This window comes from Micromonospora vulcania, from assembly GCF_042658605.1.
Taxonomy (GTDB): Bacteria; Actinomycetota; Actinomycetes; order Mycobacteriales; family Micromonosporaceae; genus Micromonospora; species Micromonospora vulcania.
The window spans coordinates 108,691-134,871 of the sequence record NZ_JBHSQS010000002.1 but is presented as its reverse complement, the minus strand read 5'-3'; the positions used below and the strand labels follow the sequence as shown (position 1 = coordinate 134,871).

Genomic DNA, 26,181 nt, shown 5'->3' with positions numbered 1-26,181 from the left:
GACGTGACGGTACGTGTGCGCTTCGCCCCATCCCCGACCGGTATGTTCCACGTCGGCGGCGCCCGCTCGGCGCTGCAGAACTGGATCTACGCCAAGCAGCAGGGCGGGGTGTTCGTGCTGCGCATCGAGGACACCGACGCCGCCCGCAACAAGCCCGAATGGACCGAGGGCATCCTCTCCGCGCTGGACTGGATCGGCATCTCGCGGGGCAGCTACGAGGGGCCGTACTTCCAGTCCGAGAACGCTGGCGAGCACCGGGCCGCCGCGGCACGGCTCTATGAGTCGGGCCGCGCCTACTACTGCGACTGCACCCGCGAGGACGTGCAGGCCCGCACCGGCTCGCAGTACCAGGGCTACGACGGCTACCACCGCGACCGCGGCCTGGGCCCGGGTGAGGGTCGGGCGCTGCGGTTCCGTACGCCGGACGAGGGCGCGACCGTGGTGGTCGACCTGATCCGCGGCGAGCCCACCTTCGAGAACCGGCTGATCGAGGACTTCGTCATCGCCCGGGGCGACGGCTCGCCGGTCTTCCTGCTGGCCAACGTCGTCGACGACATGATCATGGGGATCACCCACGTGATCCGGGCCGAGGAGCACCTGCCCAACACCCCCAAGCAGCAGCTGCTCTGGGACGCCCTCGGGGTCAAGCCGCCGGTCTGGGCGCACGTGCCGGTGGTGGTCAACGAGAAGCGGCAGAAGCTCTCCAAGCGCCGCGACAAGGTCGCGCTGGAGGCGTACCGGGAAGAGGGCTACCTCGCCGGTGCGATGCGCAACTACCTGATGCTGCTCGGCTGGGCGCCCTCCGGGGATCGGGAGATCGTCCCGTGGTCGGTGATCGAGGACGAGTTCCGGCTGGAGGAGGTCAACCCCTCCCCCGCCTTCTTCGACGAGAAGAAGCTGCGCGCGTTCAACGGCGAGTACATCCGCGCGCTGTCGGTGCCCGACTTCATCGACGCCTGCCAGCCGTGGCTGACCGGCACCGGGACCATCGCCCCGCCACCGTGGCAGCCCGAGGAGTTCGACGCGGACGCGTTCGCCGCCGTGGCGCCGCTGGCCCAGACCCGGCTCGCGGTGCTCAGCGAGATCGTGCCGAACGTCGACTTCCTCTTCCTGTCCGCACCGCTGATCGACGAGGCGGCCTGGGCCAAGACCATGAAGGACGGCTCCGCCGACCTGCTGGACGCCGCCATCGTGGCGTTCGAGGCGCTGGAGTCCTGGAACGCCGAGGCGCTGAAGTCGACGCTTGAAGCGGTCGGCGCCGAGCGTGGCCTCAAGCTCGGCAAGACCCAGGCGCCGGTCCGGGTCGCGGTCACCGGCCGCACCGTGGGCCTGCCGCTGTTCGAGTCGCTGGAGGTCCTCGGCCGCGAGCGCTCGCTGACCCGGATGCGCGCCGCGCGGCTCCGCCTGGTCTGACCGGGCCCGCTGAGCAGTCTGACCCGCCGGGGCGTGCCGTCGACGGCACACCCCGGCGGACGCTCAGCCGCGGTTGGACCGGCGACGGAGCAGCAGGCCGCTCACCAGGGCGGCGATTAGCACCAGTACGCCGAGCGCCCAGGGCCACCAATGTTGACCGGAGTCGGCGCGCTTCTTCAACAGCGGCGCGGTCGCCGTCATGCTGGCACCGTCCACGCCGGGCGATGCGGAGGCCGACCCGGCCGAGGGCGAGCCGGTCGCCGCACCCGGTGCCGCGGTGGAGCCAGCGCCGACCGGTGGTGGTGCGGACGGGCTCGCGGACGGGTCGGCGGCCGTGCCGGTGGTGAGGGTGAACCGCACCTCGCCCTTCACCGGGTGCCCGTCGCCGGAGGCGACCTGGTAGCCGACGATGTAGAGCCCGGCGGCAGCCGGCTTGAAGGGCACGCTCACCCGGGTGCCGCTGAAGGTCGGTGGGCCACCGGCGACCACATTGTCCGGACCGGTTACTGTGATCTTCGTCGTAGCCGCAGCCGGCTTGGCCAAGAACCGAAGCTCGATCCGGGTGGGCGCGGTGGCCACCCGGGCGCCGTCGCGCGGGTCGCTGCCGGTCAGCGAATTGTGCGCCGCCGCCGGGGTCGCCGGCACCAGCAACGACACACCGAGCGCCACGCCGAGCACCACTGGCACGATCCGCTTCATTCGTGTAACCCTGCCCCCCATGAACCCCTCCGTAAGGGTACGATCCGCCCGCTGATCAAATAGCTCCTCATTAGTCGAGCAGAGATCGCAGATAGTTCCAATTACTGTTCCACAAGCTGCAATCCATCGACGTTCTGCGGATTCTGTGAGAGTGGGCCCCCGACCCCCCCCGGTCGGTCCCAGCTCCGACTGACCGATTCGGACGTCACGGCGAAGCCATCCATCGAACGGGGCGAGGAGGCGGGATGGTCCGACAGATGAGGCGGATGGTCACCGTGCTGGTCGGCACGATGGCCGCGGCGCTGCTGTCGCTCGGCACCGCCGCGCCGGCCTCGGCGGCACCGAAGCCGGCGCCCGCCGGGGTGGACATCTCCGGCGAGGGTCTGTCCCAGCCGCTGCGGCTGCGCGCGGAAGAGCAGTCGCAGCATGTCGTCGCGGTCATCGACCAGGTCAACTTCCTCGGCCGCACCGGCCAGCCGAAGGGGCCGAAGGCCGCCGACCTCGGTCCGAAGTACACGGTCGTGGTGCTCGCCGGTGACACCGCGAAGCAGACGTACGACCTCTATCCCAAGGCGGTCGGCGGCCCGCGGATCTACCGACCCGCCAAGCAGCCGGACGCCCGCAAGACCAGCGCCGGTTGGTTCCTCGGGCGGCTCAACATGTCCGAGACGCTGCGCACCGCGGGGGTGCCGCTGGAGCGGCAGTACGACACGGTCAGCGGCGGCGTGGGCGGTGGCGACCGGGTGGTTCCGGAGGACACCCTCGACCCGGCCAAGGACCTCGACGAGGCGCTCGGCGAGCTGCAGCACCTGCTGCTGCTCAACGTGGGGGTCATGCTGACCATCACGGTCGGCCTCGCCGGCATCGCGCTACTGATCCGCCGCCGGACCCGCTGACCCACCGCCGGGCGGCCGGGTGGTCAGCACCAGCGGCGCGGTGGGCGCTCCCGCCGGGTGGCGCGCGGACGTGGCCGGACCGGGCCGTGCCGGTGGGCGCCGGCCCACCCGGGCAGTTCGCTGAGGCAACCGTCGACCACATCGGGTTCGGGTTCCCCCGGCAGCAGCGGCTCGGTAGCCCGCTGGCGGGGCACCGCGACGTCGTCGTCCGCCCGGTCGGCGGGGCGGCCGGTGATCGGCTCCGCCGGGTGCGGCGGCACCCCGCCGACCGTACGGCGGTGCTTGGCAGCCGCCTGCGGGTCGGGATGCCCCGGGCGGCAGGGCTCGCCCTGGGCGCAGCCGTGTTCGGCCTCCCCGTGCGCCATCCCCGGTCTCCTCACGCTCGCACTCACCCGCCGGTGCTCCCCCCGACGTGCCCTGTCACCGTACTGGCCGGGACCGACGGGTCGCGCACGGCGTACCCGGGGTCAACGCTTCGGACGGCGCGAAAAGAGCTGATCACGCTCTCCAGTTCACGGGTTCGTCCCGCATCGTTCATCCGGTGGGTCGCACCGTGCGGTGAGCCTCCAGATCGGCTCGGCCGAACAGCGCCCGCAGAGCCACGCCGTGCTCGGCCAGCAGTGCGGCTCCACCCTCGGCACGGTCGATGACGCAGAGCGCCCACTCCACCCGGGCACCCAACTCGCGCAGCTGACCGGTGGACACCACCACCTGGCCCCCGGACGTGACCACGTCCTCGATCACCAGCACCCGCCGCCCGGCCAGGTCGGCTCCCTCGGCCAGCCGGGCCGTGCCGTACGGCTTGGCGGTCTTGCGGACGAAGGCGCACGGCAACCCGGTGTGCCGGCCGAGCGCGGTCACCACCGGAATGCCGCCCATCTCCAGCCCGGCCAGCACCTCGGTGTCGGCCGGGACCAGGGCCGCCAGTTCGGCGGCCACCCGGTCCAGCAGGCGGGGGTCGGCCTCGAACCGGTACTTGTCGAAGTACTCGTCGGCGGTCCGGCCGGAGCGGAGCACGAACTGGCCGGTCAGCCGGCAGGTGGCGTCGATCTCGCGGGCCAACTCGGCCCTGGTCTCTGCGTACGTCATGATGATCATTCTGGTCCCGCCGGCGCGCGCTCGGCGTACCCCTTGTAATGCGTGTCGATGCCGGCGGCCCGCGCGAGCGCCCGGGGCGCTGGCGGGCCGCCGACCGGCGAACCGGTGCCGAGGTGGATGGCCTGCTCACGACGTGTCAGGCTAGGGCGGTGAGTACGCCGGGCGGTGGGGAGCTGACGGCCACGCTGCGCCAGATCGAACGCGCGGCGGGGGCGCTGGCCACCGCCAGCGTGGCTCGGATGGACGAGACGCTGCCCTGGTTCCGCGCCCTGCCGGCCGACCAGCGCTCCTGGGTGATGCTGGTGGCCCAGGCCGGCGCCCGGTCACTGGTGCAGTGGCTACGCGACGGTGGCGGCACGGCGGACAGCACCCAGGAGGTCTCCGACGAGGTCTTCGCCGCCGCCCCGGAGGCGCTGGCCCGGTCGATCACCCTCCAGCAGACCGTGGCGCTGATCAAGGTGACCATCGACGTGGTCGAGGAACAGGTGTCGCACCTGGCCGCCGAGGGCGAGGAGCAGGCGCTGCGCGAGGCGGTGCTGCGCTTCTCCCGGGAGATCGCGTTCGCCGCCGCCCGGGTGTACGCCCGCGCCGCCGAGTCACGCGGCGCCTGGGACGCCCGGTTGCAGGCCCTGCTGGTGGACGCGCTGCTGCGGGGTGACTCGCCGGACGTGCTGGCCAGTCGGGCCGCCGCGCTCGGGTGGGCGGACGCGCCGCCGGTCGCGGTGGCGGTGGGTCGCTCCCCCGGTGGGGAGGTCTCCGCCGTGCTACACGTGGTCTACCGGCAGGCCCGCCGGATCGGCGTCGAGGTGATCGGCGGTGTGCACGGCGACCGGCTGGTGATCGTGCTGGGCGGCGCGGCGGACCCGCTGGCCGCCACCGGCAAGCTGCTGAGCGCGTTCGGGGACGGGCCGGTGGTGGTCGGTCCCGCCGTACCCAGCCTGGACGAGGCGACGGAGTCGGCGCGGGCCGCGCTGTCCGGATTCCGGGCGGCGCCCGCGTGGCCGACCGCCCCCCGGCCGGTGCCGGCCGCCGAACTGTTGCCGGAGCGGGCTCTCGCCGGCGACGCCGAGGCCCGCCGTCGGCTGCGGCACGACGTGTACGCGACGCTGGTGCGCGCGGGTGGCGAGCTGCTGGAGACCCTGGACGCGTTCCTGGCCGCCGGCGGGACGCTGGAGAGCGCGGCTCGGGCACTCTTCGTGCACCCGAACACGGTGCGTTACCGGCTGCGCCGAATCGCCGAGGTGACCGGTTTCTCGCCGCTGTCGCCCCGGGACGCCTTCACCCTCCAGGTGGCGTTGACCGTGGGCCGGCTGGATCCGGTGGTCCCGGTGACCCCGCCCGTCCCGACCCAGACAATGACCCCGGCCGTCCGGAAATCCGCCCAAACCAAGGATGATCCCCGCCGATCTTTGTAGGAACCCTCCAAAGGTTCTAGTGTGGTTTGGTCGGAGCCGGCACAGCGCTACCCACGCGTATCCGGGAGAGTCATAAGCGTGCTCGCCGTACTTAGTCCCGGCCAGGGTTCGCAGAAACCCGGCTTCCTGACCCCCTGGCTCGACGTGACCGGCACCGAAGCACGACTGCGGTGGTGGTCCGCGCTGGCCGGGGTCGACCTGGTGCACCTGGGCACCGCCGCCGACGCCGACGAGATCAAGGACACCGCCCGCACCCAGCCGCTGCTGGTCGCGGCGGCGCTGCTCGCCGCCGAGCACCTCCCGCTGTACGACGTGACGCTCACCGTCGGCCACAGCGTCGGCGAGCTGGGTGCCGCGGCGCTTGCCGGGGTGTTGTCGGCCGAGGCCGCGATCACCCTCGCCGGCGTCCGGGGCCGGGAGATGGCCGCCGCGTGCGCGCTGGAGCCGACCGGAATGGCCGCCGTGCTCGGCGGCGACCCGGCCGAGGTGCTCGCCGCGATCGACGCGCACGGGCTGCACCCGGCCAACCGCAACGGCGCCGGTCAGATCGTCGCCGCCGGTTCCCTGGACGGGCTGGACAAGCTCGCCGCCGAGCCACCGGCCAAGAGCCGGATCATCCGACTCCAGGTGGCCGGCGCGTTCCACACCCCGTACATGGCTCCGGCCGAGGCCGCGCTGGCCACGGTGGCCGCCGGGATCACCCCGTCCGACCCGGCGCGCATCCTGCTGTCGAACCTCGACGGCACCGCCGTCAACCACGGTCGGGACATGGTGCAGCGCCTGGTTCGCCAGGTCACCGCCCCGGTCCGCTGGGACCTGTGCATGCGTACGCTGGCCGACCTCGGGGTGACCGGCGTGATCGAGCTGCCCCCGGCCGGCACCCTCGCCGGCCTGGTCAAGCGGGAGCTCAAGGGCACCGGCGCACCGGAGATCGTCACCCTGAACACTCCGGACGACCTGCCGGCCGCACGGGACCTGATCGCCCGGCACGGCATGGCGCCCAGCCACGAGCCGACCATGCAGTTCCGGGTGGTGGTGGCCCCGTCCGCCGGCACCTTCGCCCCGGCCGACGACCTGGCCGAGGGCGAGACGATCCGCGTCGGCCAGGTCATCGGGCACGTCGCCACCCGGCAGGGGCCGGTCGAGGTGGCCGCCCACTCCGGCGGCGTCCTCACCGAATGGCTCGCCAACCACGACGACCCGGTCGCGCCGGGCCAACCGCTCGCCCGCATCGGAGGCCACTCATGACCGGCAGTCGCATCGTCTCGATGGGTCACTACCAGCCCTCCCGGGTGGTGACCAACGACGACATCGCCCAGCTCGTGGAGACCAACGACGAGTGGATCCGGGACCGGGTCGGCATCGTCACCCGGCGCATCGCCGACGGTGAGACGGTGGCCGACATGGCCGCGGCCGCCGCCGGCAAGGCGCTGGCCAACTCCGGTCTGACCGCCGCCGACATCGACCTGGTCGTGGTCGCCACCTGCACCTCGGTCGACCGCAGCCCCAACGTGGCCTGCCGGGTCGCCGCCAAGCTGGGCATCACCGCGCCGGGCGCGTACGACGTCAACACCGCCTGCTCGGGCTTCGGCTACGCGTTGGGCACCGTCGACCACGCCATCCGGGCCGGGGCGTCGCGCAACGCGATCGTCATCGGCGCCGAGAAGCTCTCCGACTTCACCGACTGGACCGACCGCTCCACCTGCATCATCTTCGGTGACGGCGCCGGCGCCGCGGTGGTCACCGCCACCGCCGACGACGAGCCCTCCGAGATCGGCCCGGTGGTCTGGGGCTCGGTGCCGGAGAAGAGCGACGCGGTTCGCATCGAGGGCTGGCGCCCGTACATCCAGCAGGAGGGGCAGGCGGTGTTCCGCTGGGCCACCACCGCGCTGGCGCCGTTGGCCCTGCAGGCCTGCGAGCGGGCCGGTGTCGACCCGTCCGAGCTGGCCGCGTTCGTGCCGCACCAGGCCAACGCCCGCATCATCGACGGCATCGCCAAGCGGCTCAACATCCCCGACGCGATCATCGCGAAGGACATCGTCGAGTCCGGCAACACCTCGGCGGCGAGCGTGCCGCTGGCCCTGTCCAAGATGATCGAGCGGCGGGAGGTGCCCTCGGGCGCTCCGGTGCTGCTGTTCGGTTTCGGCGGCGGGCTGACCTACGCCGGTCAGGTCATCCGCTGCCCCTGAAGACCCCTCGGGCGCGCACGCGCCCCAGGAGCGGCGGCCGGCGACGTCGGCCGCCAACGAACCCCGATGAGAGGAACCAACCGCAATGACCCGTGACGAGATCACCACCGGCCTCGCCGAGATCCTCGAAGAGGTTGCCGGGGTGAACCCGGACGACGTGGCCGAGGCGAAGTCCTTCACCGACGACCTCGACGTCGACTCGCTCTCCATGGTGGAGGTCGTGGTGGCCGCCGAGGAGAAGTTCGGCGTCAAGATCCCGGACAACGAGGTGCAGAACCTCAAGACCGTCGGGGACGCCGTCACCTACATCGAGGCGCAGTCCTGATCATGAGTCGTCCTGACGTCGTCGTCACCGGGCTCGGCGCGACGACCCCGCTCGGCGGGGACGTCGCGTCGACCTGGGACGCCATGCTCGCCGGCCGCTCCGGGGTGAGTGCCCTCACCCAGGAGTGGGCCGCGCAACTGCCGGTCCGGATCGCCGCCCAGCTGGCCGTGGAGCCGTCCGAGGTGCTGGACCGGGTCCGGCTGCGCCGGCTGGACCGCTCCGAGGCGATCGCGATCATCGCCGCGCAGCAGGCCTGGGCGGACGCCGGCCTGGCCGACTCCGGCCTCGACGGGGAGCGGTTGGCGGTCAGCGTCGGCTCCGGTATCGGCGGCGCCACCACCCTGCTCGCCCAGGACGACATCCTGGAGGCCTCCGGGCCGCGGCGGGTCTCCCCGCACACCATCCCGATGTTGATGCCCAACGGCCCGGCCGCCTGGGTCGGGCTGGAGCTGGGCGCCAAGGCCGGCGTGCACTCGGTCGCCAGCGCCTGCGCCACCGGCGCGGAGGCGATCGCGCTCGGCCTCGACATGATCCGCGCCGGCCGGGCCGACGTGGTGGTCGCCGGCGGCACCGAGGCGGTCATCCACGGACTGCCGATCGCCGGATTCAGCTCGATGCGGGCCATGTCGACCCGCAACGACGAGCCGGAGCGGGCCTCCCGCCCGTGGGACAAGGGCCGCGACGGCTTCGTCCTCGGTGAGGGCGCCGGCATCCTGGTGCTGGAGCGGGCCGACCACGCCGCAGCCCGGGGCGCCCGGGTGTACGCGCGCCTCGCCGGCTCCGGGATCACCTCCGACGCGTACGACATCGTGCAGCCGCACGCCGAGGGTGAGGGCGCCATCCGGGCCATCGCCAAGGCGATCGCGGACGCGGACGTGGCCAAGCAGGACATCGTGCACGTCAACGCGCACGCCACGTCGACCCCGGTCGGCGACATGCTGGAGATCGGCGCGCTGCACAAGGCGCTCGGCGACCACCCGGTGCTGGCCGCGACGAAGTCGATGACCGGTCACCTGCTCGGCGCCGCCGGCGCGCTGGAGTCGATCGCCACCATCCTGGCCATCCGCGACGGTGTCGTTCCTCCGACGATCAACCTCGACGATCCGGAGGAGGGCCTCACCCTGGAGGTGGCCGCCCACAAGGCACGCCACATGGAGATCCCGGCCGCGCTGAACAACGCGTTCGGCTTCGGCGGGCACAACGTGGCCCTCGTCTTCACGCGGGCCTGACACCGCAGCCCTTGGAGGCGTACGTGACCAGCACCGCCCTCGGTACGAAGACATCCACGGTGGACCAGCGGGACCCGGAGGTCCGCCTCCGGGCACTGTTCGACACCGGCTCGCTGCGCCTGCTGGCACCCCGGGACGACTCCGGGGTGCTGTGGGCGCGCGGCGAGATCGAGGGCACGGCCGCCATCGCGTACGCCACCGACGCCACCCGGATGGGTGGTGCGATGGGCACCCAGGGCTGCCGGCACATCGTCGACGCGATCGACACCGCTGTCCGGGAGCGGGTGCCGGTGCTGGGCCTGTGGCACTCCGGCGGTGCCCGGCTGGCCGAGGGTGTGGTCGCGCTCGACGCCGTCGGGCAGGTCTTCGCGGCCATGGTCCGCGCGTCCGGCCGGGTACCGCAGATCTCCGTGGTGCTCGGCCCGGCGGCCGGTGGCGCGGCGTACGGGCCGGCGTTGACCGACATCGTGGTGATGAGCGGCGCCGGGCGGATCTTCGTGACCGGGCCCGAGGTGGTCCGCAGCGTCACCGGTGAACAGGTCGACATGGAGCGCCTGGGCGGCCCCGAGCCGCACGGCAGGCGCTCCGGCGTGGTGCACGTGACCTGCGCCGACGACGCGGCGGCGATGACCGAGTCGCGCCGGCTGGCCGCGCTGCTCGGCCACCAGGGTCGGCTCTCCCCGGACGACGTGCCGGCCACCGACGACCACGGCCACGATCTGGCGGCCAGGATGCCGGCCGAGCCCAACCGGGCGTACGACGTCAAGCCGGTGGTCAAGGCACTGCTCGACGAGCCGGGTGTGGAGTTGCACGCCAAGTGGGCACCGAACGTGGTGACCACGCTGGGCCGGTTCGGCGGCCGGACGGTCGGCGTGATCGCCAACAACCCGCTGCGGCTGGGCGGCTGCCTCGACGCCTCCAGCGCGGAGAAGGCGGCCCGGTTCGTGCGGATGTGCGACTCGCTGGGCGTGCCGCTGATCGTGCTGGTCGACGTGCCCGGCTACCTGCCGGGGCTGGGCCAGGAGTGGGACGGCGTGGTCCGGCGCGGTGCGAAGCTGCTGCACGCGTTCGCCGAGGCGGTGGTGCCGCGGGTGACCCTGGTGACCCGCAAGGCGTACGGCGGCGCGTACATCGCGATGAACTCCCGCTCGCTCGGTGCCACCGCGGTCTTCGCCTGGCCGAACGCGGAGGTCGCGGTGATGGGCGCCAGCGCCGCGGTGAACATCCTGCACCGCAAGAGGCTCGCCGCGGCTCCGGCGGAGCAGCGCGAGGCGTTGCGCGCGCAGCTGATCGAGGAGCAGACCCGGACGGCGGGCGGGGTCAACCGGGCGCTGGAGATCGGCGTGGTGGACGACGTGATCAAGCCGGCGGAGACCCGCCGGCGGATCGCCGAGGCGCTGGCCGGCGCACCGGCCGCCCGCGGCGCGCACGGCAACATCCCGCTCTAGCGGCGGGAGCCGCCCGCACGTCTCAGCCTCGGTTGCGGGGGTGTTGCTTGGCGGTGCGCTCGTTGCCGTGCCGATAGTTGCCGGTCCAGCGGGCCATCACCAACTGCGGGTCGTCGTCCACCTCGGCGAGGAACTCCGCCGCCCGGCCGCCCCGCAGCCTGCCGGCAACCCGCCCGTGGTGCGTGATCACCACCGTGCCGTCGGCCCGTTGTACCCACTCGAAGTCCCGCGCCTGCCCCATGGCCGTGACCATGCCAGCCCCGGGGCCGCCGGCGCGACCGGTTTCCGGCGCCCGCCCACGGCGGGGACCCGGCGCACTGGCTGTCGGCGGATACCATGCGGGCGTGCCCGACGAGAGCGCGGACGGTGTCGATCTGGATTCCGGTCGGCGGTTCGTGGTCTGCGGGGACAACGCGCTGGCACGCCGGCTGGTCAACGAGCTGGTCGACCGCTACGGCGTGGCCGTGACCGTGGTGGTGCCGTCGCTGACCGACAACCACGCCCCGGACATCGCGGAGTTCGCCGCCGAGTCCGACGTCGACCCACGCCCCGAGGTGCTGGTGGCTCGCCGGCTGACCAGCGAGGTCCTGCAACGGGTGGGCGTACGCGGGGCTGCGGCGGTCGCGTTGGTGAGCGCGGACGACGTGGCCAATGTGGACGCCGCACTGATCGTTCGGGAGTTCGACCCGGAGGTGCGGCTCGTCGTCCGGCTGTTCAATCCGGTGCTCGGCGACGGTGTGGCCACCATGCTCGGCGACTGCGCGGTGCTCTCCGGATCGGAGATCGCCGCGCCGGCGTTCGTGGCCGCGACGCTCGGCGACGACACGCCCACCTACCTGCGGTTGCCCGACGACGAGTTGCTGCGGATCGCCAGCCGCGCCGCACTCGACCCGGCCACCGCGGACGTGGTCTGCGCGCTGGCGGACACCAGCGGCCCCGAGCCGGTCACCCTCCCCGCCGACGAGGACTCCGCCGACCTGGTGCTGGTGCGGGCGTACGGTCGGCGGCGGACGGCACCGACCCCACCACGCCGCCGGCTGCTACGAACTGCCCGGTTGGTGCTCGGCCGGCGTCTGCGCTGGGCGCTGGGTGCGACGGCCGCGGTGCTCGCCGTCGGCAGTGTGCTGCTCGGGCAGGCCCGGCACCTGGACCCGCTGCAGGCCGGTTACCTGACGCTGCTCACCGCCCTCGGCAGCGCCGACGCCGACCCAGCCGGGTCGTCGGTGGAGAAGGTCACCGCGCTGCTGCTGGTGGTCACCGGAGTGGCGCTGGTCCCCACGGTGACCGCGCTGGTGGTCGACTCGGTGGTGCGTGCCCGACTGGCGGTCGCGGCCGGCCGGCTCACCGATCCGCTCGACGACCACGTGATCGTGGTCGGGCTGGGCAACATCGGCACACGTGTGGTGCAGGAGTTGCACGCGTTCGGCCTGACCGTGGTGGCGGTGGACCGGGCGGCGACGGCCCGAGGCGTGGCGGTGGCCCGGGAGCTGGGCATCGCGGTCCTGATCGGCGACGCGTCCAGCCCGGAGACGTTGCGGGCGGCGTCCGTGTCGACCTGCCGGGCGCTCGTGGTGCTCTGCGCCGACGACGTGACCAACCTGGAGACCGCGCTCCTCGGGCGCTCGCTGCACCGGGCGTCGTCGGGCGACGCGGCGGCTCCCCTGCGGGTGGTGCTGCGGCTGTTCGACGAGGGGTTCGCCCAGCGGGTGCAGCGTGCCTTCGGCATCAACCACTCGCGCAGCGTCTCGTACCTGGCCGCGCCGGCGTTCGCGGCGGCGATGATGGGCCGTGAGGTGATCGACACGATCTCGGTCGGGCGGCGTGTCCTACTGCTCGCCGAACTGCCGGTCGGTGCCGGCTCGGAGGTGGAGGGCGCCTTCTGTGCGCAGCTCAGCCGCCCGCGCGAGGCTCGGGTGATCGCCATGCGTACCGGCCGGGTGGGGCAGACCATCTGGACCCTGCCGCAGCGGCGGCCGCTGGTACGCACCGACCGGCTGCTGGTCGTCGCCACCCGGGCCGGGCTCGCGGAGTTGCTGGCCCGGACGGTACCGAGCGAGGATCCGCCTCCGCTGTCGTCGAACACGGCCGGTACGGCGCTGTTGCGGTTACTCACCCCACCGGTGGCGCGCCGATCGGGGACGGAAGCCGGGACGCACACCGGGGCCGACGCCACGGACCGGCCAACCGTCGAGGACGGCCTCTGACCCACCGGCCGTCGGCCGGACCGGTCAGGTGGCGCAGGTGGTGGCGGGCAGGCCGGGCACCGTCACCGGCGACCGCCCACCCGGTCGCGCTTTGCCGGCCAGCACGGCGGCCAGCGCCGTCATCGAGGCCCGGCTGGAGGAGTACGTGGCCAGCAGCGTCGGCGACGCCGCCTTGGCCAGCACGTACGGGGTGTCCATGGCGACCGTGACCGCCGCGCCGGCGCTCAGGTCGCCGGTGCCGTCGCCGTAGCCGACCAGGTGCACCACCGTGCCGCCGCTGGGCTTCACCTGCACGCCGGCCGCCTTCAGCGCCTCGGTGAGCGTCGCACGGGTGCCGTCCCGGCCGGCGGAGGAGGTGACGGTGACCGGCCCGCGTACCGCGCCACCACAGGCACCGCGCAGCACGGTGACGGCGGCGGCGGCCAGCGCGTCCGCCGCCGCACGGTGCGCCGGGGCGTTGAGCGTGGACATCTGCGCGGGCGGCTGCTCGGCCAGCCGGAACTTCATGGTCAGCACCCGGGTGACCGCCTCGACCAGCCGGGTGCGGGGCAGCGACCCGCCGCGCAGCGCGGCGAGCAGCCCGTCGTACGCCTGGCCGACGTTCGGGGTCATCAGGATCAGGTCGTTGCCGGCGTTCAGCGCCCGGACGGCGGCCTCGCCGGGAGCCCATCGCTTCGCGGGCGGCATGTTCATCCCGTCGGTGATCACCACGCCCTTGAAGCCGAGCTGACCGCGCAGCACGTCGGTGAGCAGCTTGTGCGAGAAGGTCGCCGGGGTGCCCGGGTCGATGGCCCGCGCGTCCAGGTGGCCGGACATCACCGCCATCGCCCCGGCGTCGATCCCGGCGGTGAACGGCGGCCAGGCCCCGCTCTGCAGTGCCGCCGCGGACTGGGTGAGCACCGGCAGGTCCTGGTGCGAGTCGTCGGCACTGTGGCCGTGGCCGGGGAAGTGCTTCAGGGTGGCCGCGACGCCGACCGCCTGGAGGCCACGGACCGCGCCGCCGACCTGCGCCGCGGCCAGCTTCGGGTCGGCACCGAACGACCGGGACCCGATCACGGTGCTGCGGGTGGCCAGCACGTCGGCGACCGGCGCGAAGTCGACGTTGATCCCCATCGCGGCCAGCTCGGTGCCGGCCGCCCGCCAGGCGGCCTCGGTGAGCGCCGGGTCGCCGGCGGCACCGGCGGCGAGGGCGCTGGGCAGCACGGTCACCCCGCTGGTGACCCGGGTGACCACGCCGTACTCCTGGTCGGTGCCGACCAGGAAGGGCGCCGGGCCGGCGGCGAGGCGGCCGGCGGCGGCGCGCAGCCCACCGGTCAGCTCGTGCACCTGCTTCGGGTTGTCGACGTTGGTGGTCTCCTGGTTGCCCTTGGTCGGGTCGTCCGCGCTGAACCCGACCAGGATCAGCCCGCCCAGCCGGTACTTCGCGATCATCTCGGCCGGGGTGTCCACGCCGGCCAGGGCCTGGTTGCCGGCCGCGGAGCCCGCGGAGACCTTCGTCGCCGAGTCGCCGTAGGCGTACGGCATCAGCACCTGGCCGACCAGGTCCTCGTCGGAGAGCGTGCCGACCAGCGCGGCGGCCCGGGTGGCCGGGTCGCCGGTCGGCGTCGGGGCGGGCGCGCTCGGGCCGGCGGAGGTGCCGGCCGGGCCGGGCGTCGGCCCGGGGCGAGCCGGGTCGCCCGAGCAGCCGGAGACGAGCAGGGCGGTCAGGGCGGCGACGGCGACGCTGGCGCGACGCGAGCGAATCGGCACGCCGACCATCCCACCAGTTCCCCCTTATCGGGGCAACTTGACCTTACCGGCCACCCGCTCACGCCGTGGCCGTCAAACGACGTGCGGGCAGGTGGCCGGCTCGGTGGCGGCCGGGTCAGCCGACCCGGGTGAGCAAGGTCACCGGGGCGCCGTCGCCAGCGTGCCGGTAGTGCTCCAGATCGTCGTCCCAGGCGGTGCCGAGCGCCTTGTCCAGGGCGTGCGCCAGCGCCTCCGGGGCCCGGGCGGCGGCCATCAGGGCGCGCAGCCGGTCCTCGCCGAGCTGGATGTCGCCGGCCGCGCCCACGGTGGCCCGGAACAGGCCGCGCGCCGGCACGAACATGAAGCGTTCGCCGTCGACACCGGGACTGGGCTCCTCGGTCACCTCGAAACGGATCATGGGCCACTGCCGGAGGGCAGCAGCCAGCTCGGCGCCCGTTCCCGGACGACCGGTCCACCCGCATTCGGCCCGGCGGGCGCCGGGATCGACGGGCTGAGCCGTCCACTGCAGGTTGACCGGCGCGGCTAGGACGCGCGCGATCGCCCACTCGACGTGCGAGCACACGGCGAGCGGGGTCGAGTGGACGTATACGACGCCACGCGTTGGCACGGTGACCTCCCGGAGAGCGAGGTGCGTCTTCCCCTACGACCTCGTCCACCCAGGTGGTTGCTGCAACACATGATGACTTGTGTGACGGATGGTGCGCCAGGGAATCGGAAAACTCGCCGGTCGGAATAGCCGGACGGGTGGTCGCCGTTGCCTCTCAGGACACCGCGACGACCAGCCTGATGTCGTGGTCGTGTACAGTTCCATCGGCGGCTTGTGCCGCGTTACACCTTCGCGGGCCGACCCAGTGTCGCCCGCACACAGCCCCCGGACGTCCCAGTCCTCCCGTACGTCTTGCAAGGAGTACCTCCGTGGCGAGCAACACCTCTAAGACCGCGCGCGCGTCCGTCCGGGCCGGCCAGGCTGGCCAGGGTGGCGCCCTCAGCGTGCTGGGCGAGTTCAAGTACCTCATTCCGCTGAACGGCGGCAAGCACGCCTACATCCGGAACCTGACCAACGGCAAGACCGTGCACCTGCGCACCGACTCCGACGCCTTCGTCGAGGAGATCCGGGTGCTGGCCGCTGCCGGCCACGCCGCCAAGATCCGCGCCGAGATCAACGGCCTCGCCGTGAACCACCCGCAGGACGGTTGGGACGCGACCGAGAAGCGTCTGGTCGCGGCCGGCGTCTTCGAGGGCTGAGCCCTCCCCCACCGCACCATCGGAACCGCCCGTCGGGATTTCTCCCGGCGGGCGGTTTCGCGTCCGGGGCCGGCCCGCGGGGCTCAGGCCCCATCCAGCAGAGCCACCTCGCCGGTGGCCAGGTCGTAGAGGCCGCCGACCACGTCCACCCGGCCGGCGGCGACCGGCCCGGCCAGCAGGTCGTCGGCGCGCAGGGTGCGCACCGTGCGCCGGACGTGCCGGCGGATCGCCAACGGGTGCACCGCCGGGTCGTCCAGCCCCGCCTCGGTCACCGCCGGCGCGATCTCGTCCACCAGGTGCGCCAGCGAGCCGCCCGGGCGCTCGCCGCCGCGCAGCGCGTCCACCGCGGCACCGACCGCGCCGCACCGCTCGTGGCCCAGCACCATCACCAGGGGTACGCCGAGCTGCCCGACCACGTACTCGATCGAGCCGCACACCGCGCGGTCGAGCACGTGCCCACCGGTACGGATCACACAGATCGCGCCGAAGGTCTGGTCGAAGATCGCCTCCAACGGCACCCGTGAGTCGATGCAGCCGAGGACCACCGCGTACGGCTGTTGGTCCCCCGACGCGGCCGCCGCGGCCGCCGTCACGTCGTGCCCGTGCACCGGCTGGCCGCTGACGAACCGCCGGTTGCCGGCGAGCAGCTCGGCCAGCGCGGCTCGGGGCGTACCCCCGGCCTGTCGCCCCTGCCCCGACGACCCCATGTCGTCCAGCTTGGCCCGCCACCGACGGGCCCCGGGCGGGGTCGGGAATGTTCGCCACGGCGCGATTGGCGTGGTGTCATGACGGGTAGCCGGTGTTACCGCCGGGTAATCCGGTGCTGGTGGTGCCGGACGGCCCTGGGAGGTGGCGATGCCGGAGCGGTTCGAGGTCGGTATGCCCGACGGTGTGCGACTGCACGTGGAGGCGACGGGGTCGCCGGACGCCCAGGTCACCGCCGTCCTGCTGCACGGCTGGACGCTGGACGGGCGCAGCTGGCACCGGCAGGTCGACGCGCTCGCCGAGGCGGCCGGCGGCGACGTGCGGGTGGTCACCTACGACGCGCGGGGCCACGGCCGGTCCAGTTGCATGGCGCTTCCCACGGCCACCCTCGCCCAGCTCGGCGATGATCTCGCCGCGGTGCTCGACGCGGTGACGCCGACCGGCCGGGTGATCCTGGTCGGGCACTCGATGGGCGGCATGACGATCATGGAATACGCGCACCGCCACCCCACCCACTTCGCCGCCCGCACCGCCGGCCTGGTCTTCGTCTCGACCACCGCCGAGGGTCACACGCACACCGTCTACGGGCTGTCGCCCCGGATCGCGCGGCTGATCCGGCTGGCCGAGACGACCGGCGCCGGTGTGCTGGCCCGCTGCGGATCGTGGCGAGCACCCCGGGCCCTGCTGAACGCGTTGCAACCGAGCATCCGGTGGATGCTCTTCGGCGACCGCTGCGAGCCGGCCGACATCCGCCTGGTGACCTCGGCGGTGGCCCGCGCGTCGCTGCGCTCGATCGGTGGGTTCCGCGCGTCGATCGGCGCCCAGCACCGGCTGGCCACCCTCGCCGCGCTGGCCCACCTGCCGGCCGCCGCCCTGGTCGGAGACCGGGACCGGCTGACCCCGCCGCCGTGCGCCGAGTCGATCGCCGCCGCCCTGCCGGCCACCGACCTGACCGTCTGCCCGGGCGCCGGGCACATGCTGATGATGGAACGCCCGGCCGAGGTGAACGCCGCGCTGACCGGCGTACTGCGCCGGGTGCTCGCCGATCCGCCGCCCCGCGCGCACGGCACGACCCCCGCCGAAACGGCTCGCTGACCGCGTTCCCGCACCTCGGGCGCGGGGGGCCGGGACGGGGGCCGTACCCTTCTGCGGTTGGCCCGCGCGGTTCGCGCCGCTTGCCGGCGACATCGAATGGAGCGTGCGTTGACCGACCAGACCGCCCTGGAGCAGGAGATCGCTGTCGAACAGCGGCACCTCGACCGGGTGTACGCCCGACTGGCCGACCTGCGGCAGGCGGCGGTCCGCGCCGAGCGGGACGGCTACCGGATGGCCCGGGTCGGCACGTTCGGCGCGCTGGTCGAGCGCGACGCGATGGTCTTCCACGCCGCGCAGCGCCGGCACACCCTGGACGCCGAGCACGAGGGACTCGTCTTCGGCCGGCTGGACCTGCGGGACCGGCAGATCCTGCACGTCGGGCGGCTCGGCATCCGCGACGAGGACGCCTCCACGCTGGTCGTGGACTGGCGAGCCCCGGCCGCCGCCGCCTTCTACCAGGCCACGCCGACCCAACCGCTGGACGTGGTGCGCCGCCGCACCATCCAGTCCCGCAACGAGCGGGTCACCCGGATCGAGGACGACCTGCTGGACCCGACCGCCGCGCCGGAGGGGATGACGGTTGTCGGCGACGGCGCGCTGCTGGCCACCCTGTCCCGGGCCACCGGCCGGGGCATGCGCGACATCGTGGCGACCATCCAGCGGGAGCAGGACGAGGCGATCCGCTCCCCCGGTTCCGGGGTGACGATCGTCGCCGGTGGGCCGGGCACCGGCAAGACCGCGGTGGCCCTGCACCGGGCGGCGTACCTGCTCTACTCCGACCGCAGCCGGTACGCCGGCGGCGGCATCATGGTGGTCGGCCCGTCCTCGGTCTTCGTCGAGTACATCGCCTCGGTGCTGCCCTCGCTCGGTGAGGACACCGCGACCCTGCACTCGTTGGGCACCCTCTTCCCGGGGATGACCGCCACCCGCACCGACCCGCCCGAGGTGGCGTCGGTGAAGGGCTCGCTGCGGATGCGCCGGGTGCTGGAGCGGGCGGTCCAGGACGCGGTGCCGGGCGGGCCGGGTGAGCTGCGGTTGCTCTACCGGGGCACGCTGCTGCGGCTGGACCGGGCCGAGCTGGACGGGATCCGGAACCGCGCGCTGCCCCGGGGCGCCCGACGCAACGAGGCCCGCCGGGCCGGCTTCGACGGTGTCTTCGCCGCGCTCTGGGCGCAGGCCCGCCGGTTGGGCATCACCCGGCTTCCGGAGCAGCAGGCCTTCGAGAGCGAGATCGCCGAGCGGGCGGAGTTCCGGGAGTTCCTCAAGGCGTGGTGGCCGCGACTGCACCCGCGGCACGTGCTCGGCTGGCTGGCCCGGCCGGACCGGCTGCGCCGGTACGCGGGCGGGATCCTCTCCAGCGCCGAGATCCGCCTGCTGAACACGGCGTACCGGAGTTTGGACGACGCCGGGCTGACCATCGCCGACGTGGCGCTGCTGGACGAGTTGGACGCGCTGCTCGGCAAGCCGATGCGGCCGGCCCGGGCCAAGCGCGACCCGTTCCAGCTCGCCGGCGGGGTCCGCGAGCTGAGCACTCTCGGCGAGCGGCAGCGGGCCGCCCGGGCGGCGGCCCGTGAGCGGCCGGAGGACTACCGGGAGTACGCGCACGTGGTGGTGGACGAGGCGCAGGACGTGTCGCCGATGCAGTGGCGCATGGTCGGCCGACGTGGCCGGTTGGCCTCCTGGACGGTGGTGGGCGATCCGGCGCAGACCGCATGGACCGGTGACCCGGAGGAGTTGACCCGGGCTCAGGACCAGGCGTTGGGCCGGCGCAAGCGGCACAACTTCACGCTGACCACCAACTACCGCAACTCGGCGGAGATCTTCGCGGTGGCGGCGACGGAGATCCGCCGGCTCTACCCCGACCTGCCGCTGCCGACCGCCGTCCGCTCCACCGGAATCGACCCGGTCGAACTGGTGGTCTCCGCCGAGGAGTTGGAGGCCGCGACCGTCAAGGCGGCCACCGGGCTGTTGGCCGAGGTGGAGGGCACGGTCGGGGTGATCACGCCGGTCCCCCGCCGCGACGAGGTCGCCGGCTGGCTCGGCGCGCTCGGCGCGTCGCGGTTGCAGGTGGTCACCAGCCTGGAGGCCAAGGGCATGGAGTACGACGGGGTGGTGCTGGTCGCGCCGACCGAGATCCGGGCGGATCCGGGCGCCGGCGTACGCACGCTCTACGTCGCGCTCTCCCGGGCCACCCAGCGGCTCACCACCATCGATCCGACCGCCTGATCCGGGGCAACGGCCCGCGCTGGGCGGCGTCCGGCCCTACACTTGCATACATAGCGATGTGAGCATACATTTGACCCGGTCCCGATCGACGGCGGAGGGTGGTTCCGTGGGCGCAGGTCATGACCACCACCATGGGTCGGTCGCCAACGCCGCGCAGCAGCACCGAGGCCGGCTCTGGGCGGCGTTCGGGCCGCTCGCCACCCTGATGGTCGTCGAGGCGGTGGCCGCCTTCCACACCGGATCGCTGGCCCTGCTCTCCGACGCCGGGCACATGTTCACCGACGTGCTCGGCATCGCGATGGCGCTCGCCGCGATCACCGCGACCCGCCGGGCCACCGGCGATCCGCAGCGCACCTTCGGGCTCTACCGACTTGAGGTGCTCGCCGCGCTCGCCAACGCCGTCCTGCTCTCCGGCGTGGCGGTCTACGTGGTGATCGAGGCGATCGGCCGGTTCGGCGACCCGCACCGGGTGCTGGCCGGCCCGATGCTCGTGGTGGCCGTACTCGGCCTGCTCGCCAACCTGATCGCGTTCGCCCTGCTCCGCGCCGGGGCCCGGGAGAGCATCAACATCCAGGGCGCCTACCTGGAGGTGGTCGGCGACCTGCTCGGCTCGCTCGGCGTGATCGGCGCCGCGCTGCTGATCGAGGTCACCGACTGGTGGTGGGCCGACGCGGCGGTCGCGGTCGCCATCGGCGTGTTCATCCTGCCGCGCACCTGGCGGTTGGGCCGGGCCGCCGTCCGCATCCTGGTGCAGGCCGCCCCGGAGCACCTGCAGGTGACCGCCGTGCACGACCGGCTGGCCGCCGTGCCCGGCGTCGTCGAGGTGCACGACCTGCACGTCTGGACGCTCACCTCGGGCATGGAGGTGGCCTCGGCGCACCTGACCATGGCACCCGACGCGGAGGTCGGCGCGGTGCTCACCGCGGCCCGCACCGCCCTGCACGACGACTTCCGGATCGAGCACGCGACGTTGCAGATCGAGCCCGGCGCCGCCCCCGGCGCCTGCGGCTCGATCGAGTGGTAGTGGCGAGTTCATCGTTACCACGCACGCACCGTCCGTCACATCGGCTGCATCGACCCCACCTGCACCGGTAAGCTCGGTCCCGGCCTCCACCAAGCGGCGCCCACCCGGTGCCGGTGGCGGTCGCCGCCTAATCGCCCGAGCGGGCGAACCGGGGAACCATGTTCCTGGGGTGCATCCGCGTCAGCGGTAGGGATCTTCCGTCCCGAACCCGTCAGCTAACCCGGTCGGCGGCTGACGGAAGGACATGCGTAGTGGCACCAGCACGACCACCCACGGCCCGATTCGCGGGCCTGATCGTCGCGATGTTCGCTCTCGGCATCGCACTCCCGGCCGGCACCGCCTCGGCCGCTCCCCCGACCGGCCTGCGGGCCGCCGCCGCACCCGACGACGACGTCGAGGGCGGCACCCCGGCGTTACGGGCCCAACTGGAGGCCGCCAGCAAGGGCTACCTGGACGCGAAGCGCGCGCTGGAGACCTCCGTGCAGCGGCAGCAGCAGCTCACCGCCCAACTGAAGACCACCGAAGCCGAGCTGTCGCACCGCAGCGGCAAGGTCGGCACGATCGCCGGGATGGCCTACCGCACCGGGCGGCTCGGCACGGTGTCGGCGCTGCTCAACAGCAACACCCCGGAAGGCTTCATGGACCGGGCCGCCGCGCTGGGGGCGGTCGCCGCCAACGAGGACCGGGCGCTGCGTGACCTGCTCGCCACCAAGGACGAGGTCACCCGCACCCAGGTAGCCCTGGACGGTGAGATCCGCGAGCAGCAGAAGCAGGTCGCGGTGATGGCCAAGCGCAAGGAGCAGGCCGAACGGGCCCTCACCGTCGCCACGACCAGGGCCCAGGCCACCGCCGACAGCGGCGACTCCAACCGGGGCACCTCCACCGCCAACGCGACACCGGCGCCCCGCAACTCGGACGGCTCCTGGCCGTCGGAGTCGTGCAGCGTCAACGACCCCACGCCGGCGTCCGGCTGCGTCACCCCACGCACCCTGCACGCGCTCAACCAGGCCAAGGCCGCCGGCTTCACCCGGTACGTCTCCTGCCACCGCAACGGTGGCTCCGGCGAGCACCCGAAGGGTCGGGCCTGCGACTTCGCCGCGCAGAAGTCCGGCTTCGGCGGCAACGCCACCGGCGGTGACAAGACGTACGGCAACAACCTGGCGGCGTACTTCATCCGCAACGCCGACCGGCTCGCCGTGCTGTACGTGATCTGGTACCGGCAGATCTGGCTGCCCAGCAGCGGGTGGAAGGCGTACAGCGGGGCGGGCGGCGACCCGTCCAGCGCACACACCAACCACGTGCACCTGTCCGTCTACTGACCCGTCCCGGTCGGTGCCCCCGTGACTCGGGGGCACCGACCGGAGTACGTCCGGGGGCGTACCCCGGGTGTCGTCGGCGGTCGGACGACCCGGGCACGCCCGGCGGGCAGCATCCAGGTATGCCTCGGATCTCGCCCACCGCCCGCAAGGCACTGCTCACCCTGCACCTGATCACCTCGCTCGGCTGGCTCGGCGCCGACCTGGTGCTGCTCACCCTCGGCATCGCGGTGCAGCGCGGCGCCGACCCGGCCGCCTTCTACCCGGTCGCCGCGCTGATCGGCACCGTGCTGTTCGCGCCGCTGAGCGTGCTCGTCTGGCTGATCGGCGTGGTCAGCGCGCTGCTCACCCCGTGGGGGCTGCTGCGCTACCGCTGGGTGGTGGCCAAGCTCGTGATCACCACGGTGATGGTCGGGCTGGTGCTGTTCCTGCTCACCCCGAACCTGCGGCACGCCGGGGCGCTGGGCGCCGCCCTGCCCGCTCGGGACCGCGCCGACCTGGTGATCGCACCCACGGTGTCCACCAGCCTGATGATCATCGCGACGGTGCTCTCCACGTACAAACCATGGGGACGACGACCGGCCGCACAGCCGGCAGCGGCTCGCGGCGCTCGCACCCGCGCGGCCCGCGGCGGCCGTGATCGCGCTGCCGCCAGCGCAGGTGGTCGCGCTGCCGCCGGCGACCGTGATCGCGCTGCCGCCGGCGGCCGTGATCGCGCTGCCGCCGGCGGCGGTGATCGCGCTGCAACCAGGATGTAGTGGCCTCCCGCTGCCCGCAGGCCACTACATCGTGGATCGAGCGCGATCACCGCGCCGCGCAGGCGCGGCGCGGCCGCGGGGGTCATCGCGCGGCGCGGGCGCGGCGCAGGCGCGGCGCGAGCCGCAGAGGTGATCGCTCGGCGCAGCGCGGGCGCGGCGCGGGACGCGAGGCGCGGGTGGGTCAGGTCGTGGGTGGGGGGTCGCCGGTTTGGTCAAGGGCTGCGGCGAGGCGGGTGGCCAGGGCCAGGTGCGCCGAACGGGCCTGGCCGAACGCGTACCGGAACAGTGGGGCTGGCGCGGTCAGGGTGATCTCCACGTCGATCCGGACCAGGCCGTCCGGCTCGGCGCGCAGTCGGGTGTGGTTGCGTACCGAAGTGGCCGGCCATTGGCGGGCCACCATCACGATCTCGTCCGCATCGTTGATCAGCACGTCCGCCCGGTAGCTGGTCCGGAAGCGCAGCGGCCCGGCCTCCAGGCGATCGTTGATCACGTAGCTGGCCCGGGCACCGGGCCGGGTCGGCAGCTGTCGGACCCGGATGATCAGCGGGTGCAACTCACCCTGTCGGGTCAGGTCGCCGAGGAGCGCCGCCGCGTCGGCGACCGAGCAGCGGGCCTGGACGGTGTAGCTGAACGTGTCGCGCCTGAGCACACCGTCTCCCGCCGTCGATAGTCGCACGATCGTCCCGTACCGATGTCCTGCTGGCAACGGCCGGACGGACACCGGCCGCTGCACCCCTGTTCGGTCACCGCTCGCATAACGGTCGGTTGGTGGGGAATCACCGTTGGTGACAGCCGACGGAGGGCGGGACGATGAGCGGCGACGACCCGGTGAGCGGGCACGTGATGGTCTTCGCGCCCACCCCACAGTTGACGGTGACCGTCGACCGGCCGAACGACCAGCCCGAACTGCACCTGCACCCCGGTGGGCAGGGCGTGTGGCAGGCCCGGATGGTGATGTCGCTCGGGGTCGACGTGGTGCTCTGCACCGCGCTCGGCGGCGAGATCGGCCAGGTGCTCGAACCACTGCTGGTCAGTGAGGGTGTGGACCTCAAGGTGGTGGTCCGGGACTCCGGCAGCGGCGGGTACGTGCACGACCGTCGGGACGGGTCCCGGCAGGAGATCGTCGACGTACCCGGGCATCCGCTCAGCCGGCACGAACTCGACGAGCTGTACAACCTGTCGCTCGGCGAGGGCCTTCGGGCGGCGGTAAGCGTGCTCAGTGGGCCCAACGAGCCGTGGCTCGTCCCGGCCGACCTGTACCGGCGCTTCGCGGCCGACCTCGGCGCCAATGGCGGCCGAGTGGTGGTCGACCTATCCGGCGACCATCTCGGCGCCGCGCTGGAGGGCGGGGTGTTCTTCCTCAAGGTGAGCCACGAGGAGCTGATCCGGGACGGCCGCGCCCGCAACGAGGACAGCGCGGAGCTGACTCGCGCGATGTACGAGCTGCACGCCGCCGGCGCCGAGACGGTGGTGGTGAGCAGGGCCGACCAGCCGGCTCTGGCGCTCGTGGACGGTGAGCTGTTCGAGGTGGAGATGCCCCGGTTGCAGGCGGCCGACCCGCGCGGCGCGGGTGACTCGATGACCGCCGGGGTGGCCGCCGTGGTGGCTGGCGGCGGGGACATCCGGACCGCGATCCGGACCGGCGCGGCGGCCGGGGCGCTGAACGTGACCCGGCACGGCCTGGGCACCGGACGGTTGGACTCGATCACCGGTCTGGTGGACCGGGTCCGGCTGGTGCCGGCGGACAGCCGGCCACAGGAACGGACCACCCCCGACGAACTGGCCGACCGGGCGGTCGAACGGTGACGCTGCGGGTGTTGATCACCAACGACGACGGCATCGCCGCGCCGGGCATCCAGGCGCTGGCCTGGGCTGCGGTGCAGCGGGGCCTGGACGTGGTGATCGCCGCACCGTTGGAGGAGGCGAGTGGCACCAGCGCCGCGATGAGCGCCGTGGAGCGGGACGGGCGGGTGGTCGTACACGACCATCCGCTTGCGGAGCTGGCGGGTGTGCCGGCGTACGGGGTTGGCGGATCACCGGGCTTCATCACGCTGATCGCGTTGCACGGCGCGTTCGGTCCGCCGCCGTCGGTGGTGCTCTCCGGGATCAACCGGGGTGCCAACGCCGGTCGGGCCGTCCTGCACTCCGGCACCGTGGGTGCCGCGTTCACCGCCGCCACGAACGGCTGCCGGGCGATGGCGGTCTCGCTGGACGTACTCTCCGCCGGTGAGGCGACGGCCGCCAGTGGTGGCGCGGCGGTGGACGCCGCCGCCCGGGTACGCGACGCCGAACGGCACTGGAGCACCGCCGCACGGGTCGCCCTGGACCTGCTCCCCCGGCTGACCGCCGCGCCGATGGAGAGCGTGCTCAACGTCAACGCCCCGGATCTGCCGCACGGCCGGCTGCGCGGGGTGCGCCACGGCACGCTGGCCAGCTTCGGCCAGGTGCAGATGACGGTGGCCGAGTCCGGGCACGGTTTCGTGCGTACCTCATTGGAGGAGCCGGGGCAGGCGGCGCAGCCCGGCACCGACGTGGCGTTGCTGGCCGCCGGGTACGCCTCGGTGACGGCCATCCGAGCGGTCACCGAGGTGAACGACGTCGACCTGACCGGCCTGGACGGTCAGCAACACTGACCGATACGGGCCTGTGACGCTCAGGCGCCGGGGAGCACCTCGGGGGTGGCCGCGCCTGCGAAGTAGGGCTCCGGTGCACCGAAGAGGCCGAGCAGGCCAGTCACCCAGAGCTGCCGGTGCACGAACCGGCTCGGCTCGGTGACCACCAGCTTGACGCCGCTGACCTCGGCGGTCTGGAAGCCGGCGACCATGGCGCTGATGCCGACGGAGTCGATGAAGGTCACCAGCCTCATGTTCAGCTCGATCCGGAGAGGGCGACCCTTGGCCAACACCTCGGCAATCGCCTCGCGCACCTCGTACGCGGTGTCGACGTCGATCTCGCCCCGCGGGGCGATCTCCACGACACCACCGGACAGCACCGACTTCACGATCGACAGGCTCACGCGAGCACCTCCACCCGCCCGTCCCCCGGGCGCCTCATCAGTACGCGGGCCGCGACCGAGAGTATTCCTCCGACGGCCTCGGTCGCCACCCCTCGGGATGAGCAATTCGCGGATTCGGGGACATCTGGTCG

26 protein-coding genes and 1 riboswitch are annotated in these 26,181 nt (G+C 73.3%); of the genes, 17 read left to right on the top strand and 9 right to left on the bottom strand.

Annotation, left to right across the window (positions count from 1 at the left end; translation table 11 throughout):
- Nucleotides 1–3: 3 nt before the first annotated feature.
- Nucleotides 4–1,413, top strand: a complete 1,410-nt coding sequence (gltX, locus tag ACFQGL_RS03205; RefSeq protein ID WP_377505040.1) for a glutamate--tRNA ligase — start codon at nucleotides 4–6, stop codon at nucleotides 1,411–1,413.
- A gap of 63 nt (nucleotides 1,414–1,476) precedes the next feature.
- On the opposite strand, the gene ACFQGL_RS03200 is transcribed toward gltX, so the two are convergent.
- Nucleotides 1,477–2,112, bottom strand: coding sequence for a copper resistance CopC family protein (locus tag ACFQGL_RS03200; protein ID WP_377505037.1), 636 nt, complete (start codon nucleotides 2,110–2,112; stop codon nucleotides 1,477–1,479).
- 245 nt (nucleotides 2,113–2,357) lie between these two features.
- Between ACFQGL_RS03200 and ACFQGL_RS03195 the strand changes: the two genes are divergently transcribed.
- Entirely contained in the window at nucleotides 2,358–3,008 is a 651-nt protein-coding gene (locus ACFQGL_RS03195; protein WP_377505034.1) for a hypothetical protein, read from the top strand.
- A gap of 23 nt (nucleotides 3,009–3,031) precedes the next feature.
- Here ACFQGL_RS03195 and ACFQGL_RS03190 read toward each other — a convergent pair whose 3' ends face one another.
- Both ACFQGL_RS03190 and ACFQGL_RS03185 read right to left on the bottom strand, forming a co-directional pair.
- Nucleotides 3,032–3,373 carry a hypothetical protein gene (locus tag ACFQGL_RS03190; protein WP_377505031.1) on the bottom strand — a complete coding sequence of 114 codons (342 nt, stop codon included), beginning with the start codon at nucleotides 3,371–3,373 and terminating at the stop codon, nucleotides 3,032–3,034.
- 169 nt (nucleotides 3,374–3,542) lie between these two features.
- Nucleotides 3,543–4,097, bottom strand: a complete 555-nt coding sequence (locus tag ACFQGL_RS03185) for an orotate phosphoribosyltransferase (protein ID WP_377505028.1) — start codon at nucleotides 4,095–4,097, stop codon at nucleotides 3,543–3,545.
- Nucleotides 4,098–4,219: 122 nt separating this feature from the next.
- Between ACFQGL_RS03185 and ACFQGL_RS03180 the strand changes: the two genes are divergently transcribed.
- The 6 genes from ACFQGL_RS03180 (at nucleotide 4,220) to ACFQGL_RS03155 (ending at nucleotide 10,712) form a co-directional block, all read left to right on the top strand.
- Nucleotides 4,220–5,521 carry a PucR family transcriptional regulator gene (locus ACFQGL_RS03180; RefSeq protein WP_377505974.1) on the top strand — a complete coding sequence of 434 codons (1,302 nt, stop codon included), beginning with the start codon at nucleotides 4,220–4,222 and terminating at the stop codon, nucleotides 5,519–5,521.
- Between the two features lie 78 nt (nucleotides 5,522–5,599).
- Complete coding sequence (locus ACFQGL_RS03175) at nucleotides 5,600–6,769, top strand: acyltransferase domain-containing protein (RefSeq protein ID WP_377505025.1); 1,170 nt, start codon at nucleotides 5,600–5,602, stop codon at nucleotides 6,767–6,769.
- Nucleotides 6,766–7,710 carry a beta-ketoacyl-ACP synthase III gene (locus ACFQGL_RS03170; RefSeq protein WP_377505022.1) on the top strand — a complete coding sequence of 315 codons (945 nt, stop codon included), beginning with the start codon at nucleotides 6,766–6,768 and terminating at the stop codon, nucleotides 7,708–7,710. The genes ACFQGL_RS03175 and ACFQGL_RS03170 overlap by 4 nt, the downstream gene beginning before the upstream one ends.
- A gap of 85 nt (nucleotides 7,711–7,795) precedes the next feature.
- Nucleotides 7,796–8,035 (top strand): acyl carrier protein, encoded by a 240-nt coding sequence (locus ACFQGL_RS03165; protein ID WP_089019568.1) that lies wholly within the window; start codon nucleotides 7,796–7,798, stop codon nucleotides 8,033–8,035.
- A gap of 2 nt (nucleotides 8,036–8,037) precedes the next feature.
- Nucleotides 8,038–9,264 (top strand): beta-ketoacyl-ACP synthase II, encoded by a 1,227-nt coding sequence (gene fabF, locus ACFQGL_RS03160; RefSeq protein WP_377505019.1) that lies wholly within the window; start codon nucleotides 8,038–8,040, stop codon nucleotides 9,262–9,264.
- Nucleotides 9,265–9,323: 59 nt separating this feature from the next.
- Entirely contained in the window at nucleotides 9,324–10,712 is a 1,389-nt protein-coding gene (locus ACFQGL_RS03155) for an acyl-CoA carboxylase subunit beta (protein ID WP_465263512.1), read from the top strand.
- Nucleotides 10,713–10,734: 22 nt separating this feature from the next.
- On the opposite strand, the gene ACFQGL_RS03150 is transcribed toward ACFQGL_RS03155, so the two are convergent.
- Nucleotides 10,735–10,953 (bottom strand): hypothetical protein, encoded by a 219-nt coding sequence (locus ACFQGL_RS03150; protein WP_377505013.1) that lies wholly within the window; start codon nucleotides 10,951–10,953, stop codon nucleotides 10,735–10,737.
- Between the two features lie 103 nt (nucleotides 10,954–11,056).
- Between ACFQGL_RS03150 and ACFQGL_RS03145 the strand changes: the two genes are divergently transcribed.
- On the top strand, nucleotides 11,057–12,916 hold the full coding sequence (locus ACFQGL_RS03145) for an NAD-binding protein (RefSeq protein WP_377505010.1): 1,860 nt from the start codon (nucleotides 11,057–11,059) through the stop codon (nucleotides 12,914–12,916).
- 24 nt (nucleotides 12,917–12,940) lie between these two features.
- Here the strand turns inward: ACFQGL_RS03145 and ACFQGL_RS03140 are convergent, their stop codons facing one another.
- Complete coding sequence (locus ACFQGL_RS03140) at nucleotides 12,941–14,674, bottom strand: glycoside hydrolase family 3 protein (RefSeq protein WP_377505007.1); 1,734 nt, start codon at nucleotides 14,672–14,674, stop codon at nucleotides 12,941–12,943.
- 106 nt (nucleotides 14,675–14,780) lie between these two features.
- Nucleotides 14,781–15,272 (bottom strand): DUF3145 domain-containing protein, encoded by a 492-nt coding sequence (locus ACFQGL_RS03135; protein WP_377505004.1) that lies wholly within the window; start codon nucleotides 15,270–15,272, stop codon nucleotides 14,781–14,783.
- 308 nt (nucleotides 15,273–15,580) lie between these two features.
- Here ACFQGL_RS03135 and ACFQGL_RS03130 point away from each other — a divergent pair, with 308 nt between their 5' ends.
- Nucleotides 15,581–15,910 carry a zinc-binding metallopeptidase family protein gene (locus ACFQGL_RS03130; RefSeq protein ID WP_377505001.1) on the top strand — a complete coding sequence of 110 codons (330 nt, stop codon included), beginning with the start codon at nucleotides 15,581–15,583 and terminating at the stop codon, nucleotides 15,908–15,910.
- Nucleotides 15,911–15,993: 83 nt separating this feature from the next.
- Here ACFQGL_RS03130 and ACFQGL_RS03125 read toward each other — a convergent pair whose 3' ends face one another.
- Complete coding sequence (locus ACFQGL_RS03125) at nucleotides 15,994–16,617, bottom strand: carbonic anhydrase (RefSeq protein WP_377504998.1); 624 nt, start codon at nucleotides 16,615–16,617, stop codon at nucleotides 15,994–15,996.
- Between the two features lie 148 nt (nucleotides 16,618–16,765).
- Between ACFQGL_RS03125 and ACFQGL_RS03120 the strand changes: the two genes are divergently transcribed.
- From ACFQGL_RS03120 to ACFQGL_RS03100, 5 genes are all read left to right on the top strand, one after another.
- Complete coding sequence (locus tag ACFQGL_RS03120; protein WP_377504995.1) at nucleotides 16,766–17,710, top strand: alpha/beta fold hydrolase; 945 nt, start codon at nucleotides 16,766–16,768, stop codon at nucleotides 17,708–17,710.
- A 108-nt stretch (nucleotides 17,711–17,818) separates the two neighbouring features.
- Nucleotides 17,819–19,936 carry a HelD family protein gene (locus tag ACFQGL_RS03115; RefSeq protein WP_377504991.1) on the top strand — a complete coding sequence of 706 codons (2,118 nt, stop codon included), beginning with the start codon at nucleotides 17,819–17,821 and terminating at the stop codon, nucleotides 19,934–19,936.
- Between the two features lie 106 nt (nucleotides 19,937–20,042).
- Nucleotides 20,043–20,960 (top strand): cation diffusion facilitator family transporter, encoded by a 918-nt coding sequence (locus ACFQGL_RS03110; protein WP_377504988.1) that lies wholly within the window; start codon nucleotides 20,043–20,045, stop codon nucleotides 20,958–20,960.
- Nucleotides 20,961–21,074: 114 nt separating this feature from the next.
- A riboswitch (cyclic di-AMP (ydaO/yuaA leader) is annotated at nucleotides 21,075–21,206 on the top strand.
- Between the two features lie 5 nt (nucleotides 21,207–21,211).
- Nucleotides 21,212–22,279, top strand: coding sequence for a coiled-coil domain-containing protein (locus tag ACFQGL_RS03105; protein WP_377504985.1), 1,068 nt, complete (start codon nucleotides 21,212–21,214; stop codon nucleotides 22,277–22,279).
- A 119-nt stretch (nucleotides 22,280–22,398) separates the two neighbouring features.
- Nucleotides 22,399–23,034, top strand: coding sequence for a hypothetical protein (locus ACFQGL_RS03100; protein ID WP_377504982.1), 636 nt, complete (start codon nucleotides 22,399–22,401; stop codon nucleotides 23,032–23,034).
- Nucleotides 23,035–23,215: 181 nt separating this feature from the next.
- On the opposite strand, the gene ACFQGL_RS03095 is transcribed toward ACFQGL_RS03100, so the two are convergent.
- On the bottom strand, nucleotides 23,216–23,683 hold the full coding sequence (locus ACFQGL_RS03095) for an SRPBCC family protein (RefSeq protein WP_377504979.1): 468 nt from the start codon (nucleotides 23,681–23,683) through the stop codon (nucleotides 23,216–23,218).
- A gap of 161 nt (nucleotides 23,684–23,844) precedes the next feature.
- Here ACFQGL_RS03095 and ACFQGL_RS03090 point away from each other — a divergent pair, with 161 nt between their 5' ends.
- Both ACFQGL_RS03090 and surE read left to right on the top strand, forming a co-directional pair.
- On the top strand, nucleotides 23,845–24,840 hold the full coding sequence (locus tag ACFQGL_RS03090; RefSeq protein WP_377504976.1) for a PfkB family carbohydrate kinase: 996 nt from the start codon (nucleotides 23,845–23,847) through the stop codon (nucleotides 24,838–24,840).
- On the top strand, nucleotides 24,837–25,667 hold the full coding sequence (surE, locus tag ACFQGL_RS03085; protein ID WP_377504973.1) for a 5'/3'-nucleotidase SurE: 831 nt from the start codon (nucleotides 24,837–24,839) through the stop codon (nucleotides 25,665–25,667). The genes ACFQGL_RS03090 and surE overlap by 4 nt, the downstream gene beginning before the upstream one ends.
- A gap of 20 nt (nucleotides 25,668–25,687) precedes the next feature.
- Here the strand turns inward: surE and ACFQGL_RS03080 are convergent, their stop codons facing one another.
- Nucleotides 25,688–26,050: an STAS domain-containing protein gene (locus ACFQGL_RS03080; RefSeq protein ID WP_130403378.1), complete on the bottom strand. Its 363-nt coding sequence runs from the start codon at nucleotides 26,048–26,050 to the stop codon at nucleotides 25,688–25,690.
- Nucleotides 26,051–26,181: the final 131 nt, after the last annotated feature.